General features: G+C 66.8%; 14 protein-coding genes. 10 read left to right on the forward strand and 4 right to left on the reverse strand.

The genetic code is table 11. From position 1 onward, the window contains the following. Positions 1 to 102: 102 nt before the first annotated feature. Positions 103 to 1,764, reverse strand: coding sequence for a cytochrome c oxidase subunit I (ctaD, locus tag RH91_RS04190; RefSeq protein ID WP_010161306.1), 1,662 nt, complete (start codon positions 1,762 to 1,764; stop codon positions 103 to 105). A 3-nt stretch (positions 1,765 to 1,767) separates the two neighbouring features. Beyond that, complete coding sequence (coxB, locus tag RH91_RS04195; RefSeq protein WP_010161307.1) at positions 1,768 to 2,874, reverse strand: cytochrome c oxidase subunit II; 1,107 nt, start codon at positions 2,872 to 2,874, stop codon at positions 1,768 to 1,770. Positions 2,875 to 3,082: 208 nt separating this feature from the next. Between coxB and pyrE the strand changes: the two genes are divergently transcribed. Genes pyrE through maiA form a run of 6 tightly spaced genes read left to right on the forward strand, consistent with a single transcriptional unit; the run spans position 3,083 to position 7,489 of the window. Beyond that, entirely contained in the window at positions 3,083 to 3,664 is a 582-nt protein-coding gene (gene pyrE, locus RH91_RS04200) for an orotate phosphoribosyltransferase (protein ID WP_010161309.1), read from the forward strand. Further along, positions 3,661 to 4,413: a pyridoxine 5'-phosphate synthase gene (locus tag RH91_RS04205; RefSeq protein ID WP_010161310.1), complete on the forward strand. Its 753-nt coding sequence runs from the start codon at positions 3,661 to 3,663 to the stop codon at positions 4,411 to 4,413. Before pyrE ends, RH91_RS04205 begins: the two co-directional genes overlap by 4 nt. A gap of 43 nt (positions 4,414 to 4,456) precedes the next feature. Next, on the forward strand, positions 4,457 to 4,867 hold the full coding sequence (gene acpS / locus RH91_RS04210; protein WP_010161311.1) for a holo-ACP synthase: 411 nt from the start codon (positions 4,457 to 4,459) through the stop codon (positions 4,865 to 4,867). Continuing rightward, positions 4,864 to 5,793, forward strand: coding sequence for a signal peptidase I (gene lepB, locus RH91_RS04215; protein ID WP_010161312.1), 930 nt, complete (start codon positions 4,864 to 4,866; stop codon positions 5,791 to 5,793). The genes acpS and lepB overlap by 4 nt, the downstream gene beginning before the upstream one ends. Beyond that, positions 5,790 to 6,854 (forward strand): AI-2E family transporter, encoded by a 1,065-nt coding sequence (locus RH91_RS04220; RefSeq protein ID WP_010161313.1) that lies wholly within the window; start codon positions 5,790 to 5,792, stop codon positions 6,852 to 6,854. Before lepB ends, RH91_RS04220 begins: the two co-directional genes overlap by 4 nt. Then, on the forward strand, positions 6,851 to 7,489 hold the full coding sequence (maiA, locus tag RH91_RS04225) for a maleylacetoacetate isomerase (protein WP_010161314.1): 639 nt from the start codon (positions 6,851 to 6,853) through the stop codon (positions 7,487 to 7,489). The genes RH91_RS04220 and maiA overlap by 4 nt, the downstream gene beginning before the upstream one ends. On the opposite strand, the gene RH91_RS04230 is transcribed toward maiA, so the two are convergent. Continuing rightward, positions 7,473 to 8,588, reverse strand: a complete 1,116-nt coding sequence (locus tag RH91_RS04230) for a glycosyltransferase (protein WP_010161315.1) — start codon at positions 8,586 to 8,588, stop codon at positions 7,473 to 7,475. The two genes, maiA and RH91_RS04230, sit on opposite strands and share 17 nt — an antisense overlap. Before the next feature lie 183 nt (positions 8,589 to 8,771). Between RH91_RS04230 and RH91_RS04235 the strand changes: the two genes are divergently transcribed. From RH91_RS04235 to RH91_RS04245, 3 genes are read left to right on the forward strand one after another with little or no spacing between them, the layout of a single operon-like run. Continuing rightward, entirely contained in the window at positions 8,772 to 9,746 is a 975-nt protein-coding gene (locus tag RH91_RS04235; RefSeq protein WP_010161316.1) for a hypothetical protein, read from the forward strand. A 2-nt stretch (positions 9,747 to 9,748) separates the two neighbouring features. Then, entirely contained in the window at positions 9,749 to 10,279 is a 531-nt protein-coding gene (locus RH91_RS04240) for a DUF2141 domain-containing protein (protein ID WP_442852538.1), read from the forward strand. Positions 10,280 to 10,284: 5 nt separating this feature from the next. Next, entirely contained in the window at positions 10,285 to 11,475 is a 1,191-nt protein-coding gene (locus RH91_RS04245; RefSeq protein ID WP_010161319.1) for a glycosyltransferase, read from the forward strand. Here RH91_RS04245 and RH91_RS04250 read toward each other — a convergent pair. After that, positions 11,462 to 12,952: an ArnT family glycosyltransferase gene (locus RH91_RS04250; protein ID WP_157136849.1), complete on the reverse strand. Its 1,491-nt coding sequence runs from the start codon at positions 12,950 to 12,952 to the stop codon at positions 11,462 to 11,464. The two genes, RH91_RS04245 and RH91_RS04250, sit on opposite strands and share 14 nt — an antisense overlap. Before the next feature lie 108 nt (positions 12,953 to 13,060). Here RH91_RS04250 and RH91_RS04255 point away from each other — a divergent pair, with 108 nt between their 5' ends. Continuing rightward, a complete protein-coding gene (locus RH91_RS04255; RefSeq protein ID WP_010161321.1) occupies positions 13,061 to 14,686 on the forward strand; it encodes an alkaline phosphatase D family protein in 1,626 nt (541 codons plus the stop codon). The last annotated feature ends 65 nt before the right edge of the window (positions 14,687 to 14,751 follow it).

Here is a 14,751-nt window from a genome sequence, read left to right on the forward strand (position 1 = left end):
GAGGGGCTGGGGGTGGGCTCGCGCTATCCCCTCGCGGAATCGGTCGGAGCGGAGCGCAGGGCCACCCCTACCCCTCCCGCAGGCAGGAGGGGAGTTAAAACGTCAGTCGATCCGCGGGAGCGTCTCGAACTGGTGATACGGCGGTGGGCTCGACAGCGTCCATTCGAGCGTCGTCGCGCCTTCGCCCCACGGGCTGTCGCCAGCCTTCTTGCCGGACATCAGCGAGATGATGACGTTGACGAAGAACACCACCATCGATGCCGCCATGATCATGTAGCCGATGCTGGCGACCCAGTTCCACTGCGCAAGCGCGTCAGCATAGTCGGGCACGCGGCGCTGCATGTTCTGGAGGCCGAGGAAATGCATCGGGAAGAACATCACGTTCACGCCCAGGAAGAACACCCAATAGTGCACCTGGCCGAGGAACTCGTTGTACATCTTCCCCGACATCTTCGGGAACCAGTAATAGAAGCCGCAGAACAGCGAGAACACCGCCCCCAGCGACAGCACGTAGTGGAAATGCGCCACCACATAATAGCTGTCCTGCATGTAATCGTCGATGCCGCCGTTGGCGAGCACGACGCCGGTCACGCCACCGACGGTGAACATGAAGATGAACCCGATCGCCCACAGCATCGGCGTCTTGAAGGTGAGCGAGCCACCCCACATCGTCGCGATCCAGGAGAAGATCTTGATGCCGGTCGGCACCGCGATCACCATCGTCGCCGCGGTGAAGTACATCTTGGTGTTCACCGAAAGACCGGTCGTGAACATGTGGTGCGCCCACACGACGAAGCCGACCACGCCGATCGCGACCATCGCGTACGCCATGCCGAGATAGCCGAAGACGGGCTTCTTCGAGAAGGTCGAGATCACCTGGCTGACGATGCCGAAGCCCGGCAGAATCATGATGTAGACCTCGGGGTGGCCGAAGAACCAGAACAGATGCTGGTACAGCACCGGATCGCCGCCGCCGGCCGGATCGAAGAAGGTCGTGCCGAAGTTGCGATCGGTCAACAGCATCGTGATCGCCGCAGCGAGCACCGGAAGGGCCAGCAGCAACAGGAAGGCGGTGACCAGCACCGACCACACGAACAGCGGCATCTTGTGCAGCGTCATGCCCGGCGCGCGCATGTTGAAGATCGTGGTGATGAAGTTGATCGCGCCGAGGATCGACGATGCGCCCGCAAGGTGGAGCGCGAGGATCGCCATGTCGGTCGACGGCCCCGGCTCGCCATAGGTCGAGAGCGGCGCGTACAGCGTCCAGCCGTTCCCCGCGCCGCCGAAGAAGGGCGAGGCCAGCAGCAGCGTGAAGGCGGGGATGAGCAGCCAGAACGACACGTTGTTCATCCGCGGGAACGCCATGTCGGGCGCGCCGATCATGATCGGCACGAACCAGTTGCCGAACCCGCCGATCATCGCGGGCATCACCATGAAGAACACCATGATGAGCCCGTGCGCGGTAATCAGCACGTTCCACAGGTGGAGCGAGTGATCGAGCCCCTGTTCGCCACCGGGCAGGAAGCTTGCCCAATAGCCCAGATACTGGATCCCGGGATGCGCCAGCTCTGCGCGCATCAGGCCCGAGATACCGCCACCGATGATCCCCGCGACGATCGCGAAGATCAGGTACAGCGTCCCGATGTCCTTGTGGTTGGTCGACATGAACCAGCGCGCGAAGAACGACATCTGGTGCGTATCATGCGCATGGGCATCGTCATGATGTGCCTCGAAGGCGCTCGGGGTCAAAGCGGTGTCGGTCATGACTCAGTTCCCTGCGGAAGCGTTGGCAGCGACGGGGCTGGCACCGGGGACGGGGGCCTCTGCCGGCAGCGCCGCGGCGGCGGCATTGCCGATCGCGGTCGGCTCGCCGGTGGCGACGGCGGCGGGCGTTGCGGCGACCGGCGCGGCGGCTGCGCCGTTACCCGGCATCGTGCCACCCTTCGCCTTGACCCAGGCAGCGAACACCGCTGGCTTCACCGCCTGTACCGTGATCGGCATATAGCCATGCCGCGCCCCGCACAGTTCGGAACAGACGCCGAAATAGACGCCTTCCTTTTCGATCGTGAAACTGGTCTCGTTGAGACGACCCGGGATCGCATCGAGCTTGATCCAGAACGCCGGAATTTCCCAACTGTGGATCACGTCGTTCGAGGTGGTGATCAGCCGGACCGGCACGCCGACCGGAAGCACGACGCGATTGTCGGTCGCGAGCAGGCGCGGTCCGTCGATCGCCGTGCGGGCGCGCTCGCCCTTGCCGACTTCACTGGCTTCTTTCAGCATGTTCGACGTGATCGAAAAACCGCCGTTGCCGGGATATTCGTAACTCCAATACCATTGGTTGCCGATCGCCTTGAGCACGACCGCATTCTTGGGCGCAGGCTTGTACTGCGCCTGGAGCAGCCCGATCGACGGCAGCGCGAGCCCCAGCAGGATCAGCACCGGGATGCCGGTCCACGCGACTTCGAGGATGGTGTTGTGCGAGGTCTTGGACGCGACCGGGTTGGCGGCACGACGGAACTTCACGATCACGAGGCCGAGCAAAGCAAGCACGAACAGCGAGATGACGGTGATGACGGGCATCAGCAACGCATTGTGGAACCACGCCGCCTGACGGCCGGTCTTGGTCACCTGCGGCTGGAGCGTAATGCGGCCCGGAACGGGCTGGCCGATCGCCGGGTCGATCGCCATCGCGGGCGCGCCGTCGACCGCGAGCATCGGGTCGGTCGGTTGTGCGGCGGCGGGCGCGCCAGGCGCAGCGGTCTCGGGTTTGGTGACAGTCACGACCGGAGCAGCTTGCGGCGCGGCCTGGAGAGCGCCCGTACCGATCATCGCGAGGCCCGCTGCCATCACGATCGATTTCATGCCGATCATACGCATCCTCTGCATCTACCCTTTGCGACTCTGCCGGCTTTTTGGACGACGACCAGGCGGGGATACGCCCTTTTCTTTTAGGGCTATAAGCGGAAGGGACGGATGCCTCAACCCGCGCCAGTCCTTTTTCTAGCACGATCGTTGCGTCGCTGCGCCCTCGCCCGTAATCAGGCCCAGAAATCCCCGGCGCAATCACTGGACGCAAGCAATGACCGAAGACGACGTTCTCGCCGAATTCCGCGCTGCCGAGGCATTGCTCGAAGGGCATTTCATCTTGTCGTCGGGCCTTCGATCGTCGCGCTACCTGCAGTGCGCGCGCGTCCTGATGGACCCGGCGCGCGGCGCGCGGCTGGCGGAGGCGCTGGTCGCGCGGCTCCCGGCGGACGTTCGCGCCAGCATCGCCGCGGTCGTGTCGCCCGCGATGGGCGGGGTGATCGCGGGGCATGAGATAGGCCGCGCGCTCGGCGTGCCCGCGATGTTCCTCGAACGGCCCGACGGCACGTTCGAGCTGCGCCGCGGTTTCCGGCTGGAACCTGGCACCCGGGTGTTCATGATGGAGGACGTCGTCACCACCGGCCTGTCGTCGCGCGAGGCGATCGCCGCGATCGCGCGGGCGGGCGGCGAGACGGTCGCGGCAGGCGCGCTGGTCGACCGGTCGAACGGCACCGCCGATCTCGGCGTGCCCTTCTACCCGCTGATCCGGCTCGACGTACCGACCTACAAAGCCGATGCGCTTCCGCCCGAACTTGCGGCGATCCCCGCGATCAAGCCCGGCAGCCGCGCGGCATGACCGACACGCTCCGCCTCGGCGACGAGAGTCGGCTCCGCCTCGGGGTCAACATCGATCACGTCGCGACCGTCCGCAACGCGCGCGGCAGCGGCTATCCCGATCCGGTCCGCGCCGCGTTGCTCGCGGCCGAATCGGGTGCGGACGGCATTACCGCGCATCTGCGCGAAGACCGCCGGCACATCACCGACGACGATATCGCGCGCCTCTCCTCCGAATTGACGATTCCGCTCAATTTCGAAATGGCCGCGACCGCAGAGATGCTCGCGATCGCGCTGCGGCATCGCCCGCACGCGGCGTGCATCGTCCCCGAGAAGCGCGAGGAACGCACCACCGAGGGCGGGCTAGACGCGGCGGGGCAGTTCGCGATGCTGCAACCGCTGGTCGCGCAACTGGGCGCTGCCGGGATCCGCGTCTCGCTGTTCGTCGAACCAAGCGCAGCGCAGATCGACGCAGCGCTCCGGCTCGGCGCGCCGGTCGTGGAACTCCACACCGGCCGCTATTGCGACCTGGAGGGCGAGGCGCAGGCCGTCGAACTGCGTCGCATCGCCGAAGCCGCGGCGCTCGCGGTCAAGAACGGGATCGAGGTCCATGCCGGCCACGGCCTGACCCTCGCCAACGTCGCGCCGATCGCCGCGATTCCGCAGATCCGCGAACTCAACATCGGGCACAGCCTGATCGCCGACGCGATCTTCGTCGGGCTCGGCAACGCGGTCCGCGCGATGCGGGACGCGATGGACGCGGCGCGATGAAGCGCGCCACATTCTCCCTCTTCCCCCGGGGAGAAGGAGTAAGATGATCATCGGTCTAGGCTCGGACCTGTGCAACATCGAGCGGATCCAGGCGTCGCTCGATCGCTTCGGCGAGCGCTTCGAACAGCGCGTGTTCACCCCGGTCGAGCGTGCCAAGGGCGATCGCCGACCGTTCACCAAGGCGGGCACGCTCGCCAAGCGCTTCGCGGCGAAGGAAGCCTTTTCCAAGGCGGTCGGAACCGGCTTCAAGCGCGGGGTGTTCATGAAGGATATCGGCGTCGTCAACGCTTCCTCCGGCGCGCCGACCTTGCACTTGCAGGGCGGGGCGCAGGCGAGGCTTGACGCGCTGACGCCCGACGGCCACGTCGCGCGCGTACATTTGACGATGACCGACGATCATCCCTGGGCGCAGGCGTTCGTGATTATCGAAGCGGTGCCAAGGGACGAAACATGAGCGAGGAACTGGCCCTGAGCGCCGACGAAACCAAGCCACGCGCAGGCGCCGAGGATCTCCGCGCCACTCCCGGCGGCAAGCAGACCAAGAAGCCCGGCACCGACTGGGCATCGGAAATCCGCGGCATCTTCTGGCTGATCCTCGCGGTGCTGGGCTTCCACAGCTTCATCGCCAAGCCGTTCTACATTCCGTCCGAATCGATGCTCCCAGGGTTGCTCGTCGGCGATCAGCTTGTCGTCAGCAAGTTTCCCTACGGCTGGTCGTTCGTCTCGCCGACCTTCCACCTGTTGCCGTTCATTCCCGGCCGTCTGCTCGGTCAACTGCCCGAGCGCGGCGACGTCGTCATCGTCACGCCGCCGGGGACCAAGACCGATTACATCAAGCGACTGATCGGGCTCCCAGGCGACCGGCTCGAAGTGCGCGACGGCACCGTCATCCTCAACGGCGTGCCGGTGAAGCGCGGCCCGCTGCATTATGTCGATATCCCCAATTACGGCAATGCGCCGCTTCCCTCCCCCGAAGCGGGCGTGACGTGCGACCCGAGCCAGTATGACAACGCGCTCCACACTGCCGCAAACGGCAAGAGCGTCTGCCGCCTGCCGCTGGTGACCGAGACGCTTCCGAACGGCCGGCATTACGATACGGTCGACCTCGGCAGCTATCCGGGCGACAATTATCCTGCGGTCACGATCCCCGCGAACCACGTGTTCCTGATGGGCGACAATCGCGATCGCAGCGCCGACAGCCGTTTCCCGCTGTCCGAACAGGGCCTCGGTGGTCCCGTGCCGTGGGAATATCTCGGCGGGCGCGCGGAGTTCATCACTTTCTCGAAGACCGGGCTTGGTTCCTGGAATCCCCTGACCTGGGGTCAGTCGTTCCGTGGTGGACGCGCTGGCACCTCCTTGCATGCGAGCCGTAGTAAATGAGTGAGTCCCAAAGCGCCGAACTGGTCCGCGAACCCGCCCCCAACGAGCTCCGCGACCCGTTCGTCCGCAAGGAACTGACTCGCGCGACGGTGTGGCTGGGGCTGGCCAGCGCAATCGCGCTGCTGGTGTTGCTGATCCATCCGCTGCTGATCATCTTCGGTGGGCTGGTGTTCGCCTCGATGCTCGACGGTGGCGTCCGGCTGCTCGGCCGCGTGCTGCCGATCGGGCGATCGTGGCGGCTGCTGATCGTGGTTTTGCTGACCGTGCTGTTCCTCGTCGGTCTGGTGTGGTTGACCGGCGTTCAGGTCACCGCGCAGTTCGCGCAACTGCAGCAGACGCTGATCAGCCAGGCGTCGCGCCTTGCGGCCTGGGCCACGAATAAGGGAATCATGCCGCAACAGCCCGACATCAACGGCATGTTGCAGCAGGCCCTCGGGTCGTTCGGCAAGCTGACGGGGTATGTCGGGATCGCGTTCAGCGCGTTCGCCAGCCTCGTCATGGTGCTGGTCATCGGCCTGTTCGTCGCGATGGAGCCGCGCCTTTACGGTCGCGGTCTCGAGTGGATGATCCCGCGCGAGGCGCGTCCGCGGTTCGCCGGGACGATCGACGAGATGGCAAAGACGATGCGCCGCCTGCTCGCCGGTCGCCTGTTCGGTATGGCGCTGGAAGGCGCGATGACCGGCGTCGCACTGGCGTTCGCCGGCGTGCCGATGGCGCTGGTGCTGGGCATCATCACCGGCCTGCTCGCGTTCATCCCCAACATCGGCGCGATCACCAGCGGCGTCCTGATGATCGCGGTCGGGTTCAGCGCCGGGACGCAGACCGGCTTCTGGGCGATCGGCATCTATATCTTCATCCAGGCGGTCGACGGTTATGTCGTGATCCCGATGGTTGCCAAGAAGACGGTCGACTTGCCACCCGCGCTGACCTTGTCGTCGCAGATCCTCGCGGGCACGCTGTTCGGGCTGCTCGGGCTGACCCTCGCCGATCCGCTTACCGCGATGATCAAGGTCGCGCTCGAGCGCAGCTCGGAGGCGGAAGAGCAAGCGGACGCGGCATGACGCCGGTCCTGTACGATTACTGGCGCTCGTCGGCGGCGTATCCCGTCAGGATCGTGCTGAATCTCAAGCGGATCGCCTATCACAGCGTCGCGATCGACCTGACCAGCGGCGCGCAAAGGTCCGCCGAGCATCTCGCCCGCAATCCGCAGGGGCTCGTTCCCGCGCTCGATATCGGCGGGGTCGTGCTGACGCAAAGCCTTGCCATCATCGACTATCTCGACGCCGCCTATCCGACACCCGCGATGCTGCCCGCCGATCCGCTGTCCCGTGCGCAAATATTGGCGACGGCGCTGTCGGTCGTCGCGGACCTCCATCCGATCACCAATCTGCGGGTCCTCAACCGGCTAACCGACCAATTCGGTGCCGATCCCGCCGCGCGAGAAGCATGGTATCGTCATTGGGTCGAAACGGGCCTCACCGCGCTCGAGGCAATGCGCGCTACGGCCGCGGGACCGTTTCTGGGCGGCGAGTCGCCCAATCTGGCCGACGTCTGCCTCGTTCCGCAACTCTACAACGCGCGCCGCTTCGCGGTTCCGCTGGATCGCTTTCCCCGGCTGGTGGCGGCGAATGCCGCAGCGGCAGCGCTTCCGGCCTTCGCGGACGCGCACCCCGACCGGGTCAGGCCGTCGGCCTGAACCCGCGCTTGAAGCGGTGTTCCAGCACCGTTTCGTCGAACAGATCGAGATAGGCGGTCGCGGCATCCTCCCCCGGTTGCGGGATCGGGTTCGGACGGGAACGTCCGGGCGCAAGCCAATGCTCGAGGGCTGCGACCAGTCCGGCCGCATCCCCCGGAGCGACCACGCTGCCGACCGCCGCGCTCGTCACGATCTCGCGCACCGCGACGCTGGAGTCGGTTGCGACCACCGGCGTCCCGACCGCGAGCGACTCGCGCAGCACGCCGGGAACGCCCTCGAAATCGGACACGAGTGCGAGCGCGGTCGCCCGCGCGATCGTCGGAGTCGGGTCATCGACGTGCCCGGGCAACCGCACCCGGTCTCCCAGACCATAAGCCGCGACTTGCGATTCGATCGTCGCGCGTTCGGCGCCCTCGCCCAGGATCATCAGCGAAACATCGCGGGCGTCGATGTCCGCAAAGGCGTCGATCAAGCGATCCCAGCGCTTCTGCGGCGCGAGCCGCCCAACCCCGACCAGGAAACGGCCGTTGGGCACGAGCGGCGAAGCCGTCCCGGGGGCCGGGCGCGGCGGCGGGTTGGGAATGACGCTCACCATCGCCTGGGGCACCCCCATCATCCGGCATGCTTCCTCCGCCATCGCCGGACTCATTGCGACCAACCGGTCGACGAATCGCGGATGCCAGCGCAACCATTCGCGGTACGTCGCGGCCACCGCGGCGTTCTGGTCGCGCCGGACCAGCGCATTCGAGATCTTCGCGACGATCGGCGGGCAGCGGAACCCGAGCCGCAGCCGCGTCCAGGCGGCAAGCGCGGTGTAATGATTCCCCGGGCAGAACAGGACGTCGGGCGCAACCGCTTCGGTTTGGGCGGCGATCGCGCTCATCCCCAACATCGTCTTGGTCCCGACCTGGCGGACCTCGACGCCGTCCGGAAGGTCCCGCGCGAGCGGCCCCGCGACATCGCCGACGATCAGCGTCACCCGCCGTCCCAACTGCGCCCAGCTTCCCGCCAGCCGCAGCAACGTCTTCTCCACGCCCCCGCCGTCCAGCGTCTGCGCATAAGCGAGGATATGGGCGGCGGGTGGACGTGGGCTGAGCATGATCGACGTGTGTAACTAAGCTATGTCGCGAATGTGTCCCAGCCGTTCCATTCGCCGCGTCATTTTACGGTCGCCGTACCATGTGACCTGCGCGACGCACGACATTTGCCGCGCCGACCGGTTCGGGGTAAGGCGCGCCATTCGATCGCCCCCGATCGGCGTATAAGCGGACACTCTCGCCACGTGAACAAACTGACGACCGGGCCGGGAATCGGGACTGCGGCGCAAGCGTCGCCCACGCCTCTCCCCGCGCCATCGCTCCCCGGACTTTCCGGCACGCAGGATCTTGCCGGTCTCGAACCGATGGCCCCGCGCCGCCGCCGTTGGCCAGCCTATCTCGGGGCCGCCGTGACCTTGCTGATGATCGGCTGGCTCGGGCTCAAGCTGCGCGCGATGGGGGTCAACACCCTCTGGTCGGCGCTGCCGACCAATCCGTTGTTCTATCTCTTCTTCGCGCTCCTCTATCTGGCACCAGTAACCGGCGACTTCATCATTTTCCGGCGGCTGTGGGGCATACCGGCGGCGGGCTATGTCGCGCTCGCCAAGAAGCGAATCGCCAACGACATGCTCAACTATTCGGGCGAGACATATTTCTACGCCTGGGCGCGGCAGCGCGCGTCGATGGTGGCAGCACCGTTCGGCGCGGTGAAGGACGTCAGCATCCTGTCCGCCGTCGCCGGGAACATGATGACGCTCGCGATGATCGCGGTGGCCATGCCGCTCGGGATCGGCCTGCTGACCCCGCGGGGGTTGCAGAACGCGATCTGGTCGGTGGTGATCGTGTTCGGCATGTCGTTGCCTTTCCTCATCTTTTCCAAACGGGTTTTCTCGCTGCCGCGGCGTTCGCTGTGGTGGATCTTCGGCGTGCACTGCCTGCGGCTGATCGCCGGGTCGGTGTTGCTCGCGTTCGCATGGCATTATGCGCTGCCGACCGTATCGCTTGGCATGTGGCTGTTGCTCTCGGCAGCGCGGATGATCGTCGGGCGGTTGCCGCTTGTGCCGAACAAGGACCTTCTTTTCGCCACCTTCGCCACCCTATTGATCGGGCAGGACGCGCAGCTGTCCGTGTTGCTCGCGATGACGGCAGCCTTGCCGTTGCTCGTCCACGTCGTGCTGGTCGCGCTGTTCGGACTGGTCGACCTGATTAGGAAAGCGTGACGATGGTGCGGAAGCTGGTGATGACGACGGTACTCGCGGGCATAATGGTCGCGGCGGGCCCGGCGTTCGCGGCACAGGCGGCGATCGGTAGCGACGCGGCCGCGTGCAGCAGCGGCGGCCCCGCAATCCGCGTCACGGTCGACGGGCTCAAGGACCGGACCGGCGAGCTCAAGCTCGAGCTGTATCCCGCCAACGAAGCGGACTTCCTCAAGGACGACCGCGACCTCATCAAGGAAGGCAAGTTCTTCCGCCGCGTCCGCCTGCCGACGCCCCCCTCGGGTCCGGTGGTGCTGTGCATCCGGGTGCCGGCACCCGGCCCCTATGCGCTGTTGTTCACGCACAATCGCGACGGCCGCAACAAGTTCAACTTCTGGGCGGACGGCGCCGGCTTCCCCAGCAACACCAAACTCGGGCGTTCGCGCCCCAAGGTGTCGCAGGGACGGATCGTCGTGCCAGAGGGTGTTGTCTCGGTCGACATTCACGCCCAATATCTCCGTGGCCTGAGCGGTTTTGGTCCTATTCAAGGCGGTTGATCGGCATGCGGATCGTCGACGTCAACGAATTCTACTCGCCGACCGGCGGTGGCGTGCGGACGTATATCGACCGCAAGATGGGGATCATGGCCGATCTCGGGCATGAGCTGATCGTCATCGCGCCGGGGCGCGAACCGGGCATCGAGGAACGCCCCGGTGGCGGGCGCGTGATCACCGTCCAGACCGGGCATCTCCCGCTCGACGCCAATTACGGAATCTTCTGGGATGGCGCGCCGGTGCTCCGGTTGCTCGACCAGCTGCAGCCCGACGTGGTCGAGACGTCATCGCCGTGGCGGCTGCCGTGGGTCGTCGGCAAATGGCAGGGGAATGCGGTCAAGGCGTTCTTCATGCACAATGACAATATGGCGGCCTATGCGCTCCGCTGGCTCGAGGGACTCGCGCCGCAGGAGCGGATCGAGCGCGCGTTCAACTGGTACAGCCGCTACATGGACAGCTTCCTCGTCCATTTCGACGCGGTCGTCACCAATGGTCCGGCACTCGAGAAGCGGTTGAAGAACCGGGGCGTGCGAATCGACGTATCGATGCCGCTGGGGATCGAGCGCGGACATTTCTCCCCCGAACTGCGCGACGAACGGCTGCGCGCGGCATTGCTCGCGCAGTGCGGCCTGCCGGCGACCGGGCATCTGCTGCTCGGGCTCGGGCGACACCATCCCGAGAAACGCTGGCGGCTGGTGATCGACGCGGTCGAGCGCGCCGGGTCGGAGCTTCCGGTCGGGCTGATGCTGCTCGGCAATGGCGTCGAAAGCGCCAAGATCGAGGCGCGGATCGCGGGATCGCCGCACATCCGCATGTTCCGCCCGGTCTATGACCGCGAACGCCTCGCGCGGATCGTCGCGAGTTGCGACGCGCTGATCCACGGGTCGGAAGCCGAGCCGTTCGGGCTGGTCGCGTCCGAGGCGATGGCGGGCGGCTTGCCGCTGATCGTCCCCGATACCGGCGGGTGCATGGAAGTCGCCGATCCGCTGTCGTCCGAATTCTACACCGCGCGCGACGCGCAGAGCGCGGCGAGCGCGATCCACCGGCTGTTCGCGCGCGACCCGCGCGTGCTGCGCCGCGCCGCGCTGGTTGCGGCAACGAAAGTTCGCAGCGACCGCGAGCATACGATCGAGCTGATGGACTATTACCAGGGTCTGGTCGACGCCAAGCGCGCGGGGCGGCTGCTCAGGGCTGCCTGACATAGAGGCGGAAGCGCGGCGACGCGACCGGCTCCAGCCGATAGTGATGCGCGATCGCCCAATGCTCGAGCCGGGCATCGAGCGCGGGGTTTCCGCTGGTCCACTTGGCCTCGCCGCCGATGAGGATGGCGGCAGGCATCACCGTATCGCTCCGTTTCACCGTCCCCGGCGAAGCGCGCGAGGGAAGCCTGCCCAGGGCATCCAACCGATCCCCCGAGACGAGGTGCAACCCCGCCTCCGCCCCCGGCGCGACGAGCGCATGGCTGCGAAAATAGAACGGCCCCGTCGCAAAGCGCCGATCCGGCAACCGCCCGGTCGCAGCCAGAAACTGTGGCGACAGCGTGGCAACCGGTCCCGCCACCCCCGCGCGGTCAAGCGCTGCCCGCACGGCCCGCCCGTCGCGCAACGCGGCCAGCACCGGCAATCGCCCGGTTCCGCCATCCTCACCGACGATCAACCCGGCAACCGTCGGCGCAAGCCCTGCACATCCGAACACCACCGCCACGGACCGCACCCAGCGTGCCGGCGGCCGCTGCTGCCACGCCAGCGCGAGCAATACGAACAGCGGCGGCAGCATCGGCAGCAGATATTGTCGCCAGGTTGGAAACGGCAGCACCGCTGCGACAAGCCCCGCCGCCGCCATCACGGCGATGACCGGCAATCGCCGCCATCCCCCGCGCGCCGCAAGCACCAGCGCGATCAGCGCCGGCCCGAGTGCGAGGAACTTCAACGCATCGACCGCCTTGGCCAACCATGACAATTTCCACGGCGCCGTGCGGTAATATTCGGCCGGCGCGCGCGCGGGAAAGGTGAGCGTGCCGAACACGAAACCGGCGGGTGCCTGCGCCCAGGTCCAGCCGACCAGCGCCACGATCGGCAACGCCCCGGCAAGGACGGCAAGGGGACGATGCCGCCGATCGAACAGCGCATAGATTCCATAACCAACCGCCGGCAGCGCATAGGAAATCTTCGCCGCCGTCGCCCCGGCCAGCAGCGCCCCCGTCAGCACCCCGCCCAACGTGCCACCACGTCCCGCAGCCGCGCGGACGATCAGCACCAGCGCGCCCCCGAGCAGTGCGGCGGGCAAGGCGTCGTTACGTGCGGTCGAGATGCTGAACAGGAAGGCGTCGCACGTCGCGAACAGCGCCGCCGCCCAGAGCGCGATCCGCGGCCCCGCCCCCGCCTCGCGGCTCGCCCGCCAGACGCACCCGACCAGGGCAGCCCCCAGCACCACATTGGTCAGCCGCAACACCGGCCACGCCCATGCCCCCGCGACCCAGGCGAGCGGCGCGAACAGCAACGGCTGGAGCGGGGTCTGCAGATAGGCGTAATCGCGATACGGCAGATACCCGTGCGCGCTCAGCACCGCGGCGGCGACATACTGGCTTTCGTCGTGATCGATCGGTCGCAGCAGCGCAAGCAGCGCGAACACCACGAACACGGCGGCTAGAAGCCGGAGCGGCAGACCGATACGCACGGGAACGGTTGGCTCCATCCCGCAGGCGCTAGCATGCGGTTTCGGTACTGTCACGAACACGCCATATCCGCGCGGCAAGAGAGGCGTTGTATCAGCAGGAGCCTCAAGATGACCGCCCAGATCGACCGCCGCTCGCTCCTTCTGACGGGGTCGCTCGGCCTCGGCGCGTTCGCGGTGCCCGGCTTCGCGCAGAGCCCCAACGTCACGCAGACACGCGGCTTCACCCATTCGGTCGCGAGCGGCGAGCCCGGCAGCGACACGATGCTGCTGTGGACCCGCTATGTCCCCGCGACCGGCGACACCGCCGAACTGCGCGCCGAAATTGCGGAAACGCCCGATTTCGCCCGCATCGTTTCGGGCGGCGCGCAGATCACCGGGGCGTGGCGCGATTTCACCGCCAAGATCACGGTCGACAATCTCAAGCCCGGCACGCGCTATCATTACCGCTTCGTCGCGCCCGATGGCACATTCTCGCCGGTCGGAACGACCAAGACGCTCCCGGTCGGCCCGGTCGAGCGCTTCCGCACCGTCACCTTCTCCTGCTCCAACATGCCGTACGGCTATTTCAACGCCTATGCGCACGCCGCCGCGCGCGACGACATCGATCTCGCGATTCATCTCGGCGACTATTTCTACGAATATGAAACGGGCGATTATCCCGCGGTGAAGGACCAGGTCGCCGGGCGCGTGCCCCTCCCCACGACCGAGCTGCTGCATCTCGCGGATTACCGACTGCGCTATGGCAGCTACCGCAGCGACCCGGACCTGATGGCGCTCCACGCCAGGCATCCGATGATCGTCCAGTGGGACGATCACGAATCGTCGAACGACAGCTGGGAAGGCGGGGCGCAGAACCACCAGCCGAACGAAGGCGACTGGAATGCCCGGCGGGCCGCGTCGATCACGGCGTATCGCGAGTGGATGCCGGTCTCCGACGAGCCGTGGAAGGCGTATGAGATCGGCACGCTCGCCACGCTGTTCCGCACCGAGACGCGGCTGCTTGCGCGGACGAAACAGCCCGACGTCGCACTCTTGTTTGCATCCACCGACCCGACCGCCGCGCTGAAGGCGTTCCGCGACGGCGCGTGGATGGACCCCGGTGTCACGATGATGGGGTCGCAACAGGAGAGCTGGCTCGCGCATGCGATGGCCGGGTCGGTGAAGCAGGGGCAGCAATGGCAGGTGGTCGGCTTCGGAACGATCATGGGGCAGACGGTGATGCCGGCCGAGGCGATGAGCTGGCTCTCCCCCGATTCGCCGGAGCGCGCGCGCGGCTATCTGCTCGCAGGGGTGGCAGCGGCGAAGGTCGGGCTGCCGTTCAATTACGACAATTGGGGCGGCTATCCCGCAGCGCGCGCACGCTTCCTGCGCAAGGCGCAGGGCCTCGGTGCGAACCTCGTCGTGCTGTCGGGCGACAGCCACAATGCCTGGGCCTATGATCTCGGGCAGGACGGTAAGCCCGTCGGCGTCGAGTTTGCCGGGCATGCGGTCACGTCGCCGGGCTATGAAGCGGCGAGCCGGACCGACCCCAAGATCGTCGCAGCGGCGCTGGTCCGGGCCAACCCGGAGCTCAAATGGTGCGACACCAGTCGCCGCGGATACATGGCGATGACGCTGACGCCTGCAACCGTCAGCAACGACTGGATCATGGTCGACACGATCAAGGCGAAGTCTTCCGCCGGTCGCGTCGGACATAGCGCGACGGTCCACCGCGGGCGCAATATCATGGCGTGAAGGTTGCCGTTCCGCGCCCGCTGCGGCACACCGGGCGCAGGCCCGGGGGTGGCCGCGGGGGGCAC

The sequence above is a fragment of the Sphingomonas sp. PAMC 26617 genome (assembly GCF_000242835.1).
Taxonomy (GTDB): Bacteria; Pseudomonadota; Alphaproteobacteria; order Sphingomonadales; family Sphingomonadaceae; genus Sphingomonas.

Excerpts from the sequence above, each read along its gene's own strand:
- RH91_RS04205 (WP_010161310.1), top strand. The coding sequence starts at position 3,661 with ATGACCGACACGCTCCGCCTCGGCGACGAGAGTCGGCTCCGCCTCGGG.
- ctaD (WP_010161306.1), bottom strand. The coding sequence starts at position 1,764 with ATGACCGACACCGCTTTGACCCCGAGCGCCTTCGAGGCACATCATGAC.
- RH91_RS04245 (WP_010161319.1), top strand. The coding sequence starts at position 10,285 with ATGCGGATCGTCGACGTCAACGAATTCTACTCGCCGACCGGCGGTGGC.
- RH91_RS04220 (WP_010161313.1), top strand. The coding sequence starts at position 5,790 with ATGAGTGAGTCCCAAAGCGCCGAACTGGTCCGCGAACCCGCCCCCAAC.
- RH91_RS04240 (WP_442852538.1), top strand. The coding sequence starts at position 9,749 with ATGGTGCGGAAGCTGGTGATGACGACGGTACTCGCGGGCATAATGGTC.
- maiA (WP_010161314.1), top strand. The coding sequence starts at position 6,851 with ATGACGCCGGTCCTGTACGATTACTGGCGCTCGTCGGCGGCGTATCCC.
- pyrE (WP_010161309.1), top strand. The coding sequence starts at position 3,083 with ATGACCGAAGACGACGTTCTCGCCGAATTCCGCGCTGCCGAGGCATTG.
- RH91_RS04255 (WP_010161321.1), top strand. The coding sequence starts at position 13,061 with ATGACCGCCCAGATCGACCGCCGCTCGCTCCTTCTGACGGGGTCGCTC.
- acpS (WP_010161311.1), top strand. The coding sequence starts at position 4,457 with ATGATCATCGGTCTAGGCTCGGACCTGTGCAACATCGAGCGGATCCAG.
- lepB (WP_010161312.1), top strand. The coding sequence starts at position 4,864 with ATGAGCGAGGAACTGGCCCTGAGCGCCGACGAAACCAAGCCACGCGCA.
- RH91_RS04230 (WP_010161315.1), bottom strand. The coding sequence starts at position 8,588 with ATGCTCAGCCCACGTCCACCCGCCGCCCATATCCTCGCTTATGCGCAG.
- coxB (WP_010161307.1), bottom strand. The coding sequence starts at position 2,874 with ATGATCGGCATGAAATCGATCGTGATGGCAGCGGGCCTCGCGATGATC.